The sequence below is a fragment of the Pelosinus sp. IPA-1 genome (genome assembly GCF_030269905.1).
GTDB lineage: Bacteria > Bacillota > Negativicutes > DSM-13327 > DSM-13327 > Pelosinus.
Window position 1 is genome coordinate 194,103 of sequence record NZ_BSVC01000004.1, and the last position, 17,234, is coordinate 211,336.

The following is a 17,234-nucleotide window of genomic DNA, read 5'->3' on the forward strand; positions in this document are numbered from 1 at the left end:
TAGGTGGAAAGAATGGACTTAATAGTAACAACGATACAATCTCCATCCCAAGCGGTAGAAGAATTGGCACTTGAAATTGCCTCAGTATTGCGAATTCCTTTTGTTCATAGGGAGAGATTTTCCTTAATAGCGTTACGAAACAACTATCAAATCGATACTATAGTTGTCGTAACTAAAAATGGTCCTGTAGTCCATACGTTGGGCGGAGAGTATTTTTTTCACTTAAATATGGCGGAATTACGTATAAAAAATATAATAAATGGTAAACATGACCATATGGTTGCAGCCATGATGCTAACAGCAGGTATGTCAGTGTTAGATTGCACATTAGGTCTAGCGACTGATGCAGTAGTAGCTAGTTTTGTAGTGGGGCAAACAGGTAACGTTGTAGGCCTAGAGTCTTCGCCAATAATAGCTTTTATTGCCAATTATGGCTTGCAAAATTTTACTCATGATAACCTAGATGTTACTGAAGCGTTGCGCCGTATTAAGGTACAACAAACACATTGTCATGATTATCTTATTAATTTGCCTGCAAATAGTTTTGATATCGTTTTTTTTGACCCAATGTTTCGCCAACCGATTCATAGTAGCTCCAATCTAAAACCACTGCGCTATTTAGCAAATAACCAACCTATTGCAGAAAGTGCTCTAACAGAGGCTTGCCGAGTGGCAAAAAAAAGAGTCGTTATAAAAGAGACCAATCACAATAATGAATTTGAACGCTTAGGAGTAACTACTATTTGTGGCGGAAAATATAGTAGTATTCAATATGGCGTTATTAAGGTGGACAACTAAATTATGGAACGTATGATTGCTGTTATTGGACCAACTGCTGTGGGTAAAACAAAAGTCAGTATTGACTTAGCAAAGATACTACATACCGAAATTATTTCTGGGGATTCTATGCTAGTTTATAAAAATATGAATATTGGGACTGCCAAACCAACAATTGAAGAACAATCTAATATTCCTCATCATTTAATAGATTTTCTCGAACCACAAGCAGAGTTTAGTGTAGTGGATTTTATAGAAATTGCTGCAAGCCATATTCGAATGATAAATCAGCAAGGAAAAATCCCCATTTTAGCAGGTGGCACCGGTTTATATGTTAAAGCATTACTTGAAGGTTATCAGTTTAACCCCACACCAAGCGATGAGAATTTACGTGCAAAACTTGATGCATTAGCAAAAAAACATGGCAATCAATATCTTCATGATGAATTGACAAAAGTAGTACCAGAAGCTGCAGCACGTTTACATCCGAATGATTTACGTCGTGTTATTCGAGCTCTAGAAATATTTTATCTGAGTGGCGGCATCGTATCACAAGAGAAGCTCATAGAGGAACATAAGCTTCTTTACGATGTTGTTGTAATTGGACTCACAATGGAAAGGAGTCTATTATACGAAAGAATTAATCAACGAGTTGATTTAATGATTTCACAGGGCTTGGTTGATGAAGTTGCTAGTTTATTAGAGAGTGGAGTCTCGATCAAGTGCCAGGCTATGCAAGGAATCGGTTATAAAGAAATTGTTAGATACTTGAACAAAGAAATTGATTTGCCTATTGCAATTGATAATATTAAACAGGCAACGAGAAATTTTGCAAAACGTCAGCTTACTTGGTATCGTAAAATGCCTTATATTATATGGTTTGACGTTAATAAGTTTGCTAATCATCAAGATTTGATGGAAAGTATTTACAGCAAAATTGCAGGAAAATTCCAATGTAGAATAGAATAATCAAATAAAATAAGAATCGGAGGGGTTTAACTATGATAAATAAAGTTATTAATTTACAAGATAGTTTTCTAAACCAAATCCGCAAAGAAAATAATTTACCTGTAATTATTTATCTTATCAATGGTTTCCAGCTAAGAGGTGTTGTTAAGGGGTTTGATAACTTCACTGTTATTATAGAAAACGAAGGTAAACAGCAATTGGTATATAAACATGCGATATCAACAATAACTCCATTAAGACCAATCAATGCCAATTTTCATGAAAAGAAAGACGACACTAAAATAGACAAACAGTAAATAAAAGGTGATAAAAAAAGCCTAGGCTTTTTTATCACCTTTTATTGTCTTTTGCGTATAATAAATATCACCTATAGCCCTATGGTGAGGTGATGTAGAATGTCTTATGTTTGGCCACAAGATGTGTTAACAGCCGTTGAGAATGGTGAGATATCTGTTACCCAAGCATTTAAATTTCTTCAGGAAATGGATAGTAAAGCAACTCATTACAAGGTTGATACTAGACAAAAGAGAATAGAAGAGATTTTATTCGAGTTAGATAATTTGATTGGACTCTTTGAAGTAAAAAAATTAGTAAGAGAAGTTTATGCATTTATTGAAATTCAGCGCCGCCGTGCACAAGAAAAGTTAAATACTGAGCCTCTTGTATTACATATGATTTTTAAAGGAAATCCAGGAACAGGTAAGACTACCGTTGCTAGAATTCTTGGTAAAATTCTTCGTGAAATAGGGGTTTTAAATCGAGGACACCTGATTGAAGTTGAACGAGCAGATCTTGTAGGTGAGTATATCGGGCACACTGCTCAAAAAACACGAGAACAATTAAAAAAAGCATATGGTGGTATTTTATTTATTGATGAAGCATATTCCTTAGCTCGGGGCGGTGAAAAGGATTTTGGTAAAGAGTCTATAGATGTTTTGGTAAGTGCATGAGTGCAAAGACTTAAAAGCCATGATACCATGTTTTATATGGTATCATGGCTTTTATAAAAATTTTAAATTAACTGTAAATTCTGGTTTGCTATTCCTTGCAAAAGTAGTGTCAATTCGTTCGACAGCCACTTTATCAAGAACAGCACGAATTGCAACCCGACGCTCATCATCCCTATAGTATTGGGTATCCTTAAAGTGCTTTTTAATATTTATGGCGATATCCGCTACACTGGTTTGAGGTGCAAGAAAAGTTAATTCATTTTCCAGACTCTTTTTCGTGATCTCAATTTCAATAAGCTGTTTACTGATTTCATCTAACTGTTTTTCGGCATCGCCGCCATTAATGATCTGTTGTCGAAACCACCGTAAAATAGTTTCCTTTTGAGTGTTTATTTTCTTCTCCGTCTCTTTTAACTTGCTTAAAGTATTCTTAATATTTGCTGTAGCAATTGGATTACTAGCATCTTGTGTGTATTGAGTTATTAGTTTAGTGTTTCCCGCCAGCTCGCATAACTTAGTCCATACTAATTCATCCAATATGAGGCTAGGGATTCGCCTAGCTGTACATTTTTCATTTTCTAAGTATATATAGGATGTGCTCACTTGCGTTAAACAAGTGTAATAGCTGATACGATCACTACTATTTCCAGAATGTTTAATACTCATTTTCTTGCCACAACGCGCACAATAGACTAAACCAGCTAAAAGGTGATCATATTTTAAATTTCTTTTTGCAAAATTCTTGTTGGATTGCAGCTGCTTTTGCGCAGTGTGCCAGGTGATTTCATCAACAATGGCTGGCACTTTGATGGGGATCCAATCAGATTCAGGCCGTATTTCGATTCTACGAGTACTAAAACCTGTTTTGGTAGACTTCTGCCTCATGCTATAGATAACACCTCTATAGGCTGTATTGGTTAGTATACGATGTATGCTAGACACAATCCACTGATTGCCACGGGGGGCGGGTATACAATCATTATTTAACTTTTTACTTATGAGGGCGGTACCTAGTTTATCTTTTATACATAAATCAAATATTTGACGTACGATAGCAGCTTGGGCTTCGTTTATAATATACATGCTATTTACTTTATCGTAGTCGTATCCGAAACAGCGACCATTATTAACAAGTTTACCTTGGCGAGCTTTGCCTTTTTTACCGCGAGTTGTCCGTTCTTTAATTTTCTCTTTTTCATATGCTGATATGGCTCCTCGCATGGAGTAAAATAGTTTTCCTTCAGGAGATTCCTCAAAAGTTACCGAAACAAAGAGTAGTTTTGCTCCTGACTTTTCTATTTCATCCGTAATAATAAGCTGGTGTGCCAGGTTTCTAGCTAAACGATCAGGATCATAAATAACAACCATGTCAAATTCTTTTCTTTCTAATCCATCACGTAATTGAGAAAGGGCAGGGCGATCAATATACTCACCGCTATAACCATCATCAATAAACTCTACAAAACTTGTTGCTCCCAACTCACTTGCTTTTTGCCGATTTTCTGATAATTGAGTTTCAAGTGAATATCCCTTTTCTGCCTGATCTGCTGTGGAAACACGTATATAAAGTGCTGCAATCATAAATACCTCCTTTTAAAAACATCTTTAAATCTAAAAGAGCTTATCATAGTGGAGTATCAATAATAATTATATGTAGTTTAAATTAAGACAGCACATTATCTACTAATAAGTAGAAAGTGTTGTTTTTCTATACGTAACCCGATGGCTGATACAAAATGCCAATTGATGCACAACTTATTCTAAAAAATTTAAGCGTAAAGTGGACAACCACACTATCATAAACTGTATAGAGAATTGTATCAGTTAACAGGAGGCGAAAGTTTTGGGAACTATCAAAAAAAAAGACAAAACTGCAACATCGCCCGAAAGAAAAAAAGAAGTAAAAGTTCATTGGATTATAGCAAATCAACCAAGTCAGAAAGCACTTGAAAACTTTAACCGAGTATTAGCAAAAGCTCAGTTAAGGGTTTACCGTGAATCTTTGGAAACAAAATAGCCGGGGGATCCGGCTGAAATAAAAATGGACAGGATCGTAATCGTTATCTAATAGGAGAATAGATGATAATAATTTAAAAATAAAGAAGTACTACTTGGAAAGTAGTACTTCTTTAACTATCGGTGTGTTTAAAATTTACTTTTAGAATTCAGTGTTATATTTGCATGCTTCACAACTTTGTACAGGATGTCCATTTCTGATTTGTTGTGCTTGACACACAGGGCACGAATTCTCGATGGTTTGAATGTTATTTTTCTTGGTATCTGACATTGTAAAACCTCCCCGTTTGCTAGATTGAATTATACCCAAATAATACCACAAACTCTTCATTGATGCAAATTATTAATTAATAATTATTATGTACATGTAATTAAAAGAGTAATAGAATGTAATACTGTAAATAATGATAGAGGAGAAATTAGATACACTTTTTTTGATTTTGACTGTGATAAAATAATATTAAGCTAACAAGATTTTATAAATGTTTAAAATAGCTAGTAAAAAAGGGAGATAAATATGATTATTAAAAATGCTTTAAATCGAATAAAAGAAATAATACGTGGTTTAAAAACAAAAAAAGTTGAAGAAAGACTACAATCATATACCACAATTGCGGTAATACTTAGTCGTCTAGAAGATATCAGCAAAGACCAAAAGCTCCCTAATTATGTTATATATAAACAGGATTTATTATATAGTTGCGAAGTTTTGTGCGGTTTAGATGATGTTGATGGTCATTCTGAGGAACAACATATAGGTTGGGCGTTATCGGCAGTTGATAAGTTAAAATCTTTTCATTGTTTTAACGTAGATAACCATCATATTTGAGCTTAGGATATAGGTAATAAAGGTGAATATATAATCTTAAAGGATTAATGTAGTATTTTATAGAAGTATACATAAAATGAAATAAGGAAGTGTTTAAAAATGTGTACATCTTGTGATGAAACTTACAGAATATTTTCTGTTGAACTTATTACGAAAGAACCTGTTAATACAAATATGGAATTATTTAAAGAGATAGCTCACAGACTATTTCAAAATAAAGTAATATCCAATATTAATATTGATAATAATAAGGCTTATAATGTTAATGGTAAGCAAATGTTTGGATTTGATCTTCATTTAGGTAATACTAACAATCCTTTGACTGTGAATCTTGAAAATGTTGAAAAAGCGCTTAATGGTCTTTTAGCTCAGTTTGTAGATTACTCTGAAATGCAAATTAAACTTAATTAAATATTTGTAAAGTTGGCATCCTTCGGGGTGCTTTTTTTCATGTCAAAACAAGCGATTAAAAGTCGCCTCGCTCTTATTGAGTGAGGCGACTTTTAAGTTTGCTAACAGTGGTAACGAAATTAATTGTTGTTTTTTTATTCTTTCAATCTATAAATTACGGAACATACGTTCGCCAGTGAGGAAATAAGGATTATGAGCTGCCATTTCATGTTAATCTAAAATGCATTGGGAGAAATTAATCCGATTATCCATGCTGCTTAATAAATGGGATCTCATTAATTTGATGCTCATTTGTCATGGTTTTATAAACAGTTTTAAGACAATCTGTACAAATTGCGTTTTTAATAAGAAAGTTGTTTTTTTGCTCTTCCGCACAAAATTGTAAAAAACAATATTGTTCATGTCCGCAAATTTCACAAGTCGTATATTCCATAATTCGTATCCCCCTTTATTTATAGTAGTATACTGGATAAATATGGTTTTTATTCATACAAGATTCAATAAGTCTTGTTGAGTTCATCTCAAAATAAAAACGAAATATTTTCTGAAGTAAGTGTTAAATAATTGTTGGTTATTTGATTATGGTTAAAGGAAAATAACTTCTTTTAGACGAATGTTTAAATAACTAAAAACGTTATTTTTCTTCTTCCCGAAATGTATTGATATAAATCACTTATAAGCTTAATTCCTATTAGATATTATATGATTAGACGAAGTGGGAGGCGTTGGCATGACTGATTTAGAAATCAAAGAATTATGGGAAGAAATAGAACAGTTGCGTAATAAACTCCATGATATTGCTAGCAAAAAAGGAATTAACTCACCAGAAGCGATCCGTGCAAGTCAATCATTGGACAATAAGGTGAATGAATTTTATCGTTTAAAACGTTAAGTCACTTTGGTGGCTTTTTCTTTTATTCAAAAAAATATCAAAGATTTTAGTGCTATCCTTCCAATTGGAAGAATAGTTTCTTATTGCATAAGTCAAAATTATATTTAATTCTATGTTTTCGTAAAAGCAATGGAAGACCATAAAAATGAAATTATTCTAATACTAGCCGGTTATCAAAAAGAAATGGAAAATTTCTTGCAAACAAATCCAGGTCTACGTTCTCGTTTTCCAATCCATATAGATTTTCCAGACTATAACCAACAAGAGTTGTTACATATTGCCGAACAAATTTGTGCAAAACGTCAATATACATTATCTTCCGATACACAAGTCGCTTTATTAAAGCTTTTGCTTCAACAAAGTAACATTGATGAAAACTTTGGCAATGCCCGGACGGTCCGTAATATGATTGAGCAAGCAATTCGTCATCAAGCCGTACGCCTAATGGCTAAAGGTAATATTACTAGACAGGAGTTAATCCAAATTGAGCCTGATGATTTAAAGGGGGTTAAAGAGTGAGGGATCTTATTGTCGTTGGCCGCCCAAATTCAGGAAAAACAATGTTTACGCTCAATTTTGCTTCTTATATCGGCAGTAAATCAGTAGATATAACCTTTCGGAGTTATGATGATTTAATTACTTGTAAGCATTTTTCAGTTGAAGAAGCAAGGCGAGAATTATGTAGCAATACATTACATAAAACCAGAACGCTGCAATCATTAGTACTTAAAATTGCAATTGGAAAAACGGCAGTAAATTTTAGGCTCAATGATACTTGTGGGATTGGTGAAAAAATACATAATGAGGTAGCAGTTCGTCGTGGAATGGCACAGACTCTGAGCCTAATGCGATGTGCAGATTTTATTTTTCATATTATTGACTTATCATATATATCTAAAGAATACATGAATGGTTCTAGTACTATAGACCATGAAATATACAATTATGGCATCATCCAGAATTCATACATTATTTTGGCCAATAAGACAGATATTCCTTATGCTAAAGATAATCTTACTAAGCTGTCTTGTATATTTCCTAAAGCTACAATTATCCCGATTTCAGCTTTATTAAGTCAAGGATTGAAAGAGGTGAAGAGTTGTGTCGCCCGTAATATTTGAATTCATCGGCACAACTTTCTCTGTAATATTTTGTGCCATTGCAATTAAACTGGCCGATGATTTTTTGGACCAAGAGATTGACACAAATTACAATTTTGCAAAAGATATTGGGAAAGGAACCATGATATATAGCATGCTATTCATGGCCTGTGCAGTCTGTTTAAATGTCTCAGTAAGTACTTCTTTATTTTTTGCTAGTTATATTATTGGCATGTTTCATGATTTAAAACAGCAATTTCCCAGCCGCCTCAGTGGCATACAAGAATCGATTTTAGTATTTATAATAGGAATTTTCTTCTGGGGTTGGAAGACCATGGTATTCTCAGTTTTATTCATTTTATCAATCCAATTATTTGACGATTCTATAGATGTCCATATTGATCAGTTGTCTGGACATCGTAATTGGGCCCACCGCCTAGGGAATGTGGAATGTTTCCTGTTATTTGTAGTAAGCATACTTGCATCTTGGTGGGTTGACGAACATTTGTTCTTTCCTGTGTTTTTGGGTACAGTTATCTTTTATGGTACCGTTTGGTGCTATCAGAGGGGGAGGGCATAAGTGTTACTAATATTGATAGTAGTCGTTAGTGCATTATTAGTAGGGTATGTTTGGGGTAAACATGACAAAGTTATCCACCAAACAAAGCAATTAGAGGTAAGTATACCTATATTGTTAAGGCAGCAATCCCTGGAGCGGGGCTATTGTATATTGTGTAATGGATCTAAAAAAAATATACTTAGACAAAAATTAAGGAAACAATACAAAATGAAATTAGTTTGTTTAAGAGTGTGCAATAAAAAGAGGAATTTTTGATTGAACATATAATTTAATCTGTAGGTGTTTTCTAACATCATACAATAAGTTTCTATAAATCTATGTCATATATTATGAATAGCTCTTTATAAGTAAATTCTTGTAAGGTATTTACTCTTCTTGTAGCAGATACAGTAGTTGAATGGAGTTATGAACAGATGAACTTTTTAGTTAACAAACGTACGCGAAATATTGCACTCTTCCTCGGTATCATTACCTTATTTAGTTCAACAGGATTCCTTGCTGCTAATGCGGCATTTACAATATCGGATAAAATATATGATGGCATTTTAGTTGGTGATATTCCAGTAGGAGGACTATCCATTGAAGAAGCCCAAAAAAAAATTAATGAAAACTTCAAGAAACAAATTGCCGCCCCTCCAATTTATTTAACGTATAAAACAAAAAGGTGGCCTATCGGGGCTAAAGATATTGATTTAGACATTGATGCGGATAAGCTTGCTCGGCAAGCTTATAATGTTGGCCGGGTTGGAAATATAATGAATCGTGTGCAAGAAAGATACCGTACAATTCATTATGGGAGCACCATACCGTTGGCATTACAGTATAACCAAGCGAAATTACAGGATGTTGCAAAGGGTATTGCAGATGCTGTATACAGTAATCCGCAAAGTTCTTCACTGTTATATCAAAATTCTAAAATTAGTATTCTTCCTGAAAGAACTGGTTATAATGTTGATTTAGAAAAAACGTTAGCTGCTTTAAGCACAGTATTAAATACTAAAATTCCTGCTACACTTGAACTGGTAGTTAACGAGCTACCACCTTCCGTTTTATCACAAGATTTATCTGGAATAGATAGTTTACTATCCGTATATACTACGCAGTTTGATTCACATAATGAAAATCGATCAAAAAACATTACCATAGCTACTAAGAATATTAATAATATCTTAGTAAGACCTGGCGAAACATTCTCCTTTAATCAGTATGTGGGAGAACGCCTTTCAGAATATGGTTATCAAGAAGCTCCTGTATTCATTGATGGTAAGCTAGTACTGGATTGGGGTGGAGGGGTCTGTCAAGTAAGTAGTACTCTATATAATGCAGCATTGCTGGCTGATATGGGTATTGAAGAACGTACGTCACATTTTCATCCTCCAAGTTATGTTCCTTTAGGGCGGGATGCTGCTGTTGCGGACAATCTTCTAGACTTTAAATTTAAAAATACTAGTAACAGTAATATTTACATTTCAAGTGAAGCTTCTAATAATGAGATAACCATTTATATCTTTGGTAAAAGTAATCCTGCCCTTACGGGTATTAGGATTATTGGGGCTAATGAAAAGGTTATAGAGCCTACTACTGTTTTTAAAGAAGACTCTAACCTTGAGTTGGGAAAACAAGTGGTAGAATCTGAAGGGCAGAAGGGCTTTGAAGTCACAACTTATAGAGTTAAAGTTACCAATGGGCATGAAAGTAAGCAAGAATTTTTGGCGCATGACGAATTTCAAGCAGAAGATAAAGTAATACGAATCGGTACTAAGATATTATCAAAATAAGGCAATGAGTAATTACATAAAATATGCCTTCCAGAATTGAATGGGAGGCATATTTTATTTTAGTTATTTATTAATAAAATTGCATAAGTATAGTGAGGCTTATTAATAATAAAATAGCTAGATAAAGAATTTACCTTTTACTACTTGTCTGTAGCAATCTGTAGTATAATCTATATTGTCTTATAAATAGTGGTAGTCATTTATGATGTTTGCCAGTTTACAAGATTTAATGATTGGAGTGTGATATATTTGTCAAAAATATATGGGGAAATTGCCGGAATACGCAAAAGTATCTTAAATAGGTTAGAAGAGTTATATGAATTTACCATCCCATTTGGACAGGTTATAACATCTGAACTCGCGCAACAAATGGTTACTCTTACAACAGACCTAAATCGTGAAATTGCTATATATATTAGTAGGCGTGGGCAAATCACTTGTGTAGCAGTTGGTGACATATATACTGTCGTACTACCTGAAATCGACGGGCGTCGCTCGAGTAACCGTTTGAGCGGTATTCGCTGTATTCATACTCATCCTAGTGGCGATACAGAGCTAAGTGGGGTTGATGTAGCTTCTTTAAAAGAAATGCGTTTTGATTTAATGGCAGCGCTTGGTAGTAAAGACGGGGTTATTCAAGCTGGATTTGGTATTATTACTAATATAGAGAAGGACAACTTTAATACTCAAACAGTTGGTCCGTTATCTCTAGAAGAATTTATTGAGCTTGATATCACTTATTTGACAGCACAGATTGAACGGCAATTAGACTTAAATACGAAGACATCTGCTATTGAAGAAACCGAAAGAGCTATATTAGTTGGATTAGAGAAACAAGGAAAATGGGCAATTATTGATTCGCTGAAAGAATTAGCTCAACTTGCGGAGACTGCTGGCGCAGAAGTACTAGGAATGACATGGCAAAAAAGGGAGCGTCCAGACTCAGCATTGTTTATCGGGCGTGGTAAAGTGCAAGAATTAAGTTTACTGCGCCAAGAAAAAAATGCAAATCTTATTATTTTTGACGATGAATTATCGCCTGCTCAGCAACGAAATTTGGAAAAAGCATTAGGCATTAAAGTTTTGGATCGTACAGCCTTAATTCTAGATATATGTGCTTTACGTGCTCGTTCTCATGAGGGGAAATTACAGGTTGAACTAGCACAACTCCGATATAATTTACCAAGACTGGGTGGGCAAGGGTTAGTATTATCTAGGCTTGGTGGTGGAATTGGTACTCGAGGTCCTGGGGAAACCAAACTTGAAGTAGATAGACGAAGAATACGTGATCGGGTTAGCGATATTACACAACAAATAGAACAGATAAAAAAACAACGCAATTTACATCGCAAACGTCGAGAGAATACGCGTATTCCAACAGTAGCCTTAGTTGGTTATACGAATGCAGGAAAATCAACTTTACTTAATACTCTAACAGCATCTGATGTTTTAGCTGAAGACAAGTTGTTTGCAACGCTTGACCCAACAACTAGGCATATCACTTTACCTAATGGCCAACAAGCATTATTAACTGATACTGTAGGCTTTATTCAAAAGCTCCCGCATCAGTTAATTGCCGCTTTTCGTGCAACATTAGAAGAAGTGATACAAGCAGATATACTGTTACATGTAATTGATGCCAGTCATCCTCAATATCAAGAACAGAGTCATGCAGTATACCAAGTGCTACGTGAATTAAAAGTAGATACGAAACAATTAATTACTGTCTTTAATAAAGGGGACAAATTAGAGGATCAAAGTATAAAGGATCAGTTATTAAAAAAAGAAAATAGTGTTATAATTTCTGCACTATCAGGAACAGGCACTAATACTTTATTATTATTAATTGAAAATTTTATAAAGCAACAAACAATCGAAATGCATTTACTTATACCATATAATGATAGTGGTGTAATAGCAAAATTGTATGACATAGCGAACGTCCACTCGACCGAATATCGTGAAGATGGAATTTATGTAGTTATTTCATTGCCACCTGATCAAATGAGTTATTTTAGTACATATGCAATAGGAGCAGAATTATCATGACAACTTTTCCAGAAGAAATCTTAGCTATACGAAAAAAAGCATTAGAACAAACATCATCATTATTTTCCATTGTTGATGAAATTTCCGAAAAGAACACGAGTAAGGTTTTAGAAATATTTCGTAAACACAAATTATCTGACTATCATTTCCGCACTACATCAGGCTACGCCTATAATGATGCAGGAAGAGAAAAGCTGGAAGATATTTGGGCAGATATTTGTGGTGCAGAAAAAGCGCTCGTACGCACCCAGTTTGTATCGGGCACTCACGCTTTAGCGACGGTACTATTTGGCCTATTACGTCCTGGCCAAGAACTTTTATCAGTAACAGGGGCACCTTATGACACGATGCAAACAGTAATTGGCCATACGTGCTCCTCACCAGGTTCACTGAAAGAATTTGGAGTCAGTTATTCTGAACTTCCCATGATAGATAGTGGGGTAGATATGGATAACATCGCTAATGCAATTAAACCTAATACAAAAATGGTTTTAATCCAGCGTTCAAGAGGCTATAGTATGCGCGACCCGCTGACAATTGACGAAATTAGTCAGTTATGTGCTCATATAAAGAAAATAAAGCCAGATTGTATTTGTTTTGTAGATAATTGTTATGGCGAATTTGTTGATACTCTGGAACCGACAGCTGTTGGCGCAGACATTATGGCTGGATCGCTTATAAAAAACCCTGGAGGAGGTATTGCCCCAACAGGTGGGTATATAGCTGGGAAAAAAGAATTAGTCGAACAAACGGCTTATCGTATGACGGCACCAGGTATTGGCAGTGAGTTAGGTGCATCCCTTGTTGATAATCGACTTTTATTTCAAGGTATATTTATGGCGCCTCATACCACAGCCCAAGCGGTAAAGGGAGCTATATTTGCTTCTATCTTTTTCTCTTTATTAGGTTACAATACATTACCATTACCCGAAGAAAAACGTAGTGATATCATTCAAGCAATCCAACTTGATTCACCTGAAAAATTGGTAGCATTTTGCCAAGGCATACAGAAATATTCACCAGTAGATGCTCATGTACGTCCAGAGCCAAGTGCTATGCCAGGGTACCAGGATGCAGTCATTATGGCTGCAGGTACCTTTGTTCAAGGCGCCTCTATTGAGTTAAGTGCCGATGGACCTCTACGGTCACCATATATAGTATATTTACAAGGTGGCCTCACTTTTGAACATGCTATGATTGGAATCATGGGAGCGGCAGCTGAAGTTTTTAAATTATAGTAACAAGAAAGAAGTTTTTATGATAAAGGCTAATTAACACAAAAGGCAACCATCTTATTATTAAGGATGGTTGCCTTTTAATTTCCTGCATAATTATTGAGTAAAATGTTATATGCTCCGAAATACTCCGATAACTTTTCCCAAAATTGAGACATTACGCGAATAAATAGGAGACATACTATCATTTTCAGGTTGCAAACGTATATAATCTTTTTCTTTAAAAAAACGTTTTACAGTTGCTTCCTCATCGTCAAGCAAAGCGACTACAATATCATTATTATTGGCAGTTTTTTGTTTATTAACTAACACATAATCTCCATCCAGAATACCTGCATTAATCATACTGGTTCCTTGCACTACGAGCATAAAGACATCTTCATTATTTCCGATTAATGCTTTTGGTAAGGCATAGGTTTCTTCGATGTTTTCAACTGCTAATATAGGCTGACCAGCAGTAACGCGACCAACTAATGGCACAGAAGTAAACACGTCTTGCCTCCATGGAATGGCGCCTAGTATTTCAATGGCGCGTGGTTTTGTGGGATCACGACGAATAAATCCCATTTCTTCAATTTTAGCTAGGTGGCTATGTACTGTTGAACTAGAACTTAAACCAACGGCTTTACCTATTTCTCTTACGGATGGGGGGTAACCCTTGCTATGCAATGTATCCTTAATATATGATAAAATTTGATTTTGCCTAGTTGTTAATCTATCCTCATTATCCATAGTTTCATCTCCTAAACATATTCGTTTTTAACGATTATAGTAATAATTATAATAATATTATCATTATAACAATTATTACTATAATCCGCAAACATTTGTTCGTCTTATACTAGTTTTATGATTGACCGAACATAGGTTCTATGGTAAAATCTAAATATAAAGCAAACATTTGTTCGGAGGTGCTGAGTTGTGTTTAAAATAAATAATATGTGGTTTATAATCGCTCTAACTATAATTGCATTATCGTATGATAATAATTTCACATTTTCTAATAAATATTTAGCTGTTACTTCTTATCAAACCGTGGATGTTCATAATGGAGATTCACTTTGGACGATTTCCTCTAAATACGTCACGGATAAAGATGACATACGTCACTTAGTCGCAGCAATTAAGTATCTTAACAAGTTAGATAATGATACGCAAATACATCCAGGGCAGTTATTGAAGATCCCCGTTATACAAAAAGATATTAAGTATGCTCAAAAAGAGAATTAGCACATTGGTTGTGCTAATTCTCTTTTTGTCCGATTTCCATCTCTTAATTATGTAAACTAGAAAGAATAATTAGAACATTATATGATATAGCATATTAAAGCAATAATCGTCAAACCTCTCTATAAGAGACTTCTTCAATTTGCTGTTCTGTAGATGATGAATTTACAAGCTCTGTCCTAGCTCCATGTACGCCACACTCTGGGCAGAGCCATGATTGTATTTTTAATTCTTTAGTATTATCTTCAAACTGATAATCCACGATTACATATTTAGAGATTTTCTCTGAATGTTCACACCATAATTGTTTTTTCATAAATACCCTCCTAAAATTTCAGAATTATATAATAATTATTGGGATGTAGTATTTTATTATCCGTTTTCCAATATTATGCAAGTTCTATTTGAGTGGGTATAGGAAACTATGTAATAATCTGAACTTCAGGATTTTGTTGCACGTGATTACCATGTAGTAAAGCGTTATTTATTTGTTTGTAATTTTTATCTATTCATTAGGTATATTAAATACAATTAAGCCCGGAATAATCTTATATGCTTTTAGATCCATGGTCACTAAAGTAAAACCATATTCTTGCGCTGTTGCAGCGACAATTGCGTGCTCAGTAGTCATCTCAGGGAAATTGGACTTAAATACTCCAGCCCTCTGTGCTATAGTTGAAGATAAAGGGATGACTTCCACAGTTGCGAGGATTTTGCTTATTAATTCTGGACTTGCCTGAGATAACGTATATAGTTCCATCTCTCCAATAACAGAAATTGCAGGCAAAGGAGAATCGCTATGAGCGAGTGTACGCAAAAAATCAGTGGTTGCTTGGCGACCATTTAAATGCGATATTAAAATGGATGTATCAATTAGAATTTTGTTCATAATATAACTCCCTTTATATTTATAGCTTAAATAAGTATCTCCTACTACGAATTTTCTTCGTTTGAATGGCCTTCCTCCCTCTTTTTAAAACTACCAAACGTCTCTTCAAGTATGCAAAATAACATATCTTTATCCTTGCTTATCTTTTTCGGATTCCCCTCTAATAAAATGAATCCTTCTTCTGTAACTTTTGCCATTAATATATCATTTTCGTTTATTTCCAACTTTTTTCGTATATCTGACGGAATTGTTATTTGCCCTTTTGGGTTTACTTTGCAGGAAAAATTCATACTTCAATCTCCTTTTCGCAGTAGTAGTAATTTTAAATTTAAATGTAGTCTATCATAAAAAGAGGAATTCTTCAATGTCGCTTACTATTTTATTGACTTTTTCTAATTAATGACATAAAATTAAATAAAAACTCAATGTTCGATAATTTAAGATTATCGAACATTGAAAAATACGAAAAGGAATAAAAATATGAATATTATTACTACGTATGACAAAAAAGAAATTGCTACAGAAACATACAACGAATACATAGAACAAGGAAAAAAACTAATTATAAGCTCGAAGGCTAAAAATACTACGAAAGCCTATTCTTCCGATTGGAGAATGTTTTCTGAGTGGTGTGCGACAGAGGGCGTATCAGCTTTACCAGCAACGCCTGAAACGGTGGTTGCATATTTATCCTACTTATTTACGCAAAAGAAGAAGCCCAGCACAATTTCTCGTCAGAAGAGTACAATTAGCCAAGCGCATGCCACTGCGGGTTATGATTCGCCAACAACAGCAAAAATGGTCATTGATACTGTAAAAGGTATTAAACGTGAGTTAGGTATTATGCGCAATAAAAAAAGTCCTTTATTATCTGAAGATTTACAGCTAATTTGTGATAAAAAGAGGGACCTAAGAAGTCTTCGAGACTGTGCCTTATTATTAATAGGTTTTTCGGGTGCTTTTCGTCGTTCGGAATTAATTTCATTGGATGCAGAGGATGTCCGTTTTACGAGGGAAGGACTTAGAGTGTTACTGCGTCGTTCAAAAACGGACCAAGAAGGTGCTGGAATGGAAAAAGGAATTGCTTATGGTTCTAATCCAGATACGTGCCCAGTGCGAACCTTGCAAGATTGGTTAGAGGCTGCTCAAATAAAGAATGGGCCGCTTTTCCGTCAAATTAATAAACATGGTCAAGTATCTAAAAAAAGGTTGGCATCCCCTCATTCCGTAGCTAGAATTGTAAAAGAATATGTACAAAAAATCGGCCTCTTAGAAGGTCAATACTCTGGTCATAGTTTACGAGCTGGTTTTGCTACGGAGGCCTCTGGGAATGGAGCATCATTAGATGATATTATGCGACAGACAGGCCATAGAAGCGTAGAAATGGTGCGCGAGTATATTAGAAAACAAAATATTTTTAAGAATAACGCTTCCACAAAACTTGGGTTATAGAAATTATAGAAAAAAGCGTCCAAATTTGGACGCTTTTCTCTATAATAAAATGGCATTATGAGGTTATATGATCAATATAA

At 34.6% G+C, this 17,234-nt stretch carries 22 protein-coding genes; 16 read left to right on the forward strand and 6 right to left on the reverse strand.

The annotated features are described in order from the left end of the window. Positions 1-12: 12 nt before the first annotated feature. From QSJ81_RS10660 to QSJ81_RS10675, 4 genes are all read left to right on the forward strand, one after another. Entirely contained in the window at positions 13-798 is a 786-nt protein-coding gene (locus tag QSJ81_RS10660; RefSeq protein ID WP_285717378.1) for a class I SAM-dependent methyltransferase, read from the forward strand. A 3-nt stretch (positions 799-801) separates the two neighbouring features. Next, positions 802-1,746 (forward strand): tRNA (adenosine(37)-N6)-dimethylallyltransferase MiaA, encoded by a 945-nt coding sequence (gene miaA / locus QSJ81_RS10665; RefSeq protein ID WP_285717379.1) that lies wholly within the window; start codon positions 802-804, stop codon positions 1,744-1,746. 32 nt (positions 1,747-1,778) lie between these two features. Next, a complete protein-coding gene (hfq, locus tag QSJ81_RS10670) occupies positions 1,779-2,042 on the forward strand; it encodes an RNA chaperone Hfq (protein WP_285717380.1) in 264 nt (87 codons plus the stop codon). Between the two features lie 99 nt (positions 2,043-2,141). After that, positions 2,142-2,696 carry an AAA family ATPase gene (locus tag QSJ81_RS10675; protein ID WP_285717381.1) on the forward strand — a complete coding sequence of 185 codons (555 nt, stop codon included), beginning with the start codon at positions 2,142-2,144 and terminating at the stop codon, positions 2,694-2,696. A gap of 51 nt (positions 2,697-2,747) precedes the next feature. Here the strand turns inward: QSJ81_RS10675 and QSJ81_RS10680 are convergent, their stop codons facing one another. Then, positions 2,748-4,277, reverse strand: a complete 1,530-nt coding sequence (locus QSJ81_RS10680) for a recombinase family protein (protein ID WP_285717382.1) — start codon at positions 4,275-4,277, stop codon at positions 2,748-2,750. 262 nt (positions 4,278-4,539) lie between these two features. Here QSJ81_RS10680 and QSJ81_RS10685 point away from each other — a divergent pair, with 262 nt between their 5' ends. The 3 genes from QSJ81_RS10685 to QSJ81_RS10695 all read left to right on the forward strand — a co-directional run bounded on the left by QSJ81_RS10685 (position 4,540) and on the right by QSJ81_RS10695 (position 5,952). Next, positions 4,540-4,713 (forward strand): hypothetical protein, encoded by a 174-nt coding sequence (locus QSJ81_RS10685; RefSeq protein WP_285717383.1) that lies wholly within the window; start codon positions 4,540-4,542, stop codon positions 4,711-4,713. Positions 4,714-5,229: 516 nt separating this feature from the next. Then, positions 5,230-5,541 carry a hypothetical protein gene (locus tag QSJ81_RS10690; RefSeq protein ID WP_285717384.1) on the forward strand — a complete coding sequence of 104 codons (312 nt, stop codon included), beginning with the start codon at positions 5,230-5,232 and terminating at the stop codon, positions 5,539-5,541. Between the two features lie 99 nt (positions 5,542-5,640). Continuing rightward, positions 5,641-5,952, forward strand: a complete 312-nt coding sequence (locus tag QSJ81_RS10695) for a hypothetical protein (RefSeq protein ID WP_285717385.1) — start codon at positions 5,641-5,643, stop codon at positions 5,950-5,952. Positions 5,953-6,196: 244 nt separating this feature from the next. On the opposite strand, the gene QSJ81_RS10700 is transcribed toward QSJ81_RS10695, so the two are convergent. Beyond that, positions 6,197-6,385: a hypothetical protein gene (locus QSJ81_RS10700; RefSeq protein ID WP_285717386.1), complete on the reverse strand. Its 189-nt coding sequence runs from the start codon at positions 6,383-6,385 to the stop codon at positions 6,197-6,199. A gap of 297 nt (positions 6,386-6,682) precedes the next feature. Between QSJ81_RS10700 and QSJ81_RS10705 the strand changes: the two genes are divergently transcribed. The 7 genes from QSJ81_RS10705 (at position 6,683) to QSJ81_RS10735 (ending at position 13,589) form a co-directional block, all read left to right on the forward strand. Continuing rightward, a complete protein-coding gene (locus QSJ81_RS10705; protein WP_285717387.1) occupies positions 6,683-6,844 on the forward strand; it encodes a Spo0E family sporulation regulatory protein-aspartic acid phosphatase in 162 nt (53 codons plus the stop codon). A 195-nt stretch (positions 6,845-7,039) separates the two neighbouring features. Next, positions 7,040-7,363: an AAA family ATPase gene (locus QSJ81_RS10710; RefSeq protein ID WP_285717388.1), complete on the forward strand. Its 324-nt coding sequence runs from the start codon at positions 7,040-7,042 to the stop codon at positions 7,361-7,363. Further along, a complete protein-coding gene (locus tag QSJ81_RS10715; RefSeq protein WP_285717389.1) occupies positions 7,360-7,965 on the forward strand; it encodes a P-loop NTPase family protein in 606 nt (201 codons plus the stop codon). Before QSJ81_RS10710 ends, QSJ81_RS10715 begins: the two co-directional genes overlap by 4 nt. Then, positions 7,946-8,524: a hypothetical protein gene (locus QSJ81_RS10720; RefSeq protein ID WP_285717390.1), complete on the forward strand. Its 579-nt coding sequence runs from the start codon at positions 7,946-7,948 to the stop codon at positions 8,522-8,524. Before QSJ81_RS10715 ends, QSJ81_RS10720 begins: the two co-directional genes overlap by 20 nt. Before the next feature lie 413 nt (positions 8,525-8,937). Further along, positions 8,938-10,302, forward strand: a complete 1,365-nt coding sequence (locus QSJ81_RS10725; RefSeq protein WP_285717391.1) for a VanW family protein — start codon at positions 8,938-8,940, stop codon at positions 10,300-10,302. A 249-nt stretch (positions 10,303-10,551) separates the two neighbouring features. Beyond that, positions 10,552-12,351, forward strand: a complete 1,800-nt coding sequence (hflX, locus tag QSJ81_RS10730; protein ID WP_285717392.1) for a GTPase HflX — start codon at positions 10,552-10,554, stop codon at positions 12,349-12,351. Then, complete coding sequence (locus QSJ81_RS10735) at positions 12,348-13,589, forward strand: methionine gamma-lyase family protein (RefSeq protein WP_285717393.1); 1,242 nt, start codon at positions 12,348-12,350, stop codon at positions 13,587-13,589. Before hflX ends, QSJ81_RS10735 begins: the two co-directional genes overlap by 4 nt. Before the next feature lie 108 nt (positions 13,590-13,697). On the opposite strand, the gene lexA is transcribed toward QSJ81_RS10735, so the two are convergent. Then, positions 13,698-14,318 (reverse strand): transcriptional repressor LexA, encoded by a 621-nt coding sequence (lexA, locus tag QSJ81_RS10740; protein ID WP_285717394.1) that lies wholly within the window; start codon positions 14,316-14,318, stop codon positions 13,698-13,700. A 189-nt stretch (positions 14,319-14,507) separates the two neighbouring features. Here lexA and QSJ81_RS10745 point away from each other — a divergent pair, with 189 nt between their 5' ends. Beyond that, on the forward strand, positions 14,508-14,816 hold the full coding sequence (locus tag QSJ81_RS10745) for a LysM peptidoglycan-binding domain-containing protein (protein ID WP_285717395.1): 309 nt from the start codon (positions 14,508-14,510) through the stop codon (positions 14,814-14,816). Positions 14,817-14,925: 109 nt separating this feature from the next. On the opposite strand, the gene QSJ81_RS10750 is transcribed toward QSJ81_RS10745, so the two are convergent. The 3 genes from QSJ81_RS10750 to QSJ81_RS10760 all read right to left on the reverse strand — a co-directional run bounded on the left by QSJ81_RS10750 (position 14,926) and on the right by QSJ81_RS10760 (position 15,992). Next, positions 14,926-15,129 (reverse strand): hypothetical protein, encoded by a 204-nt coding sequence (locus QSJ81_RS10750; protein ID WP_285717396.1) that lies wholly within the window; start codon positions 15,127-15,129, stop codon positions 14,926-14,928. A gap of 189 nt (positions 15,130-15,318) precedes the next feature. Then, positions 15,319-15,702, reverse strand: coding sequence for a PIN domain-containing protein (locus QSJ81_RS10755; protein WP_285717397.1), 384 nt, complete (start codon positions 15,700-15,702; stop codon positions 15,319-15,321). 44 nt (positions 15,703-15,746) lie between these two features. Beyond that, entirely contained in the window at positions 15,747-15,992 is a 246-nt protein-coding gene (locus QSJ81_RS10760; RefSeq protein WP_285717398.1) for an AbrB/MazE/SpoVT family DNA-binding domain-containing protein, read from the reverse strand. A gap of 190 nt (positions 15,993-16,182) precedes the next feature. On the opposite strand from QSJ81_RS10760, the gene QSJ81_RS10765 reads away from it, so the two are divergent. Beyond that, the gene (locus tag QSJ81_RS10765) at positions 16,183-17,154 is read left to right on the forward strand and encodes a tyrosine-type recombinase/integrase (RefSeq protein WP_285717399.1); all 972 of its coding nucleotides are present in this window, start codon (positions 16,183-16,185) and stop codon (positions 17,152-17,154) included. The last annotated feature ends 80 nt before the right edge of the window (positions 17,155-17,234 follow it).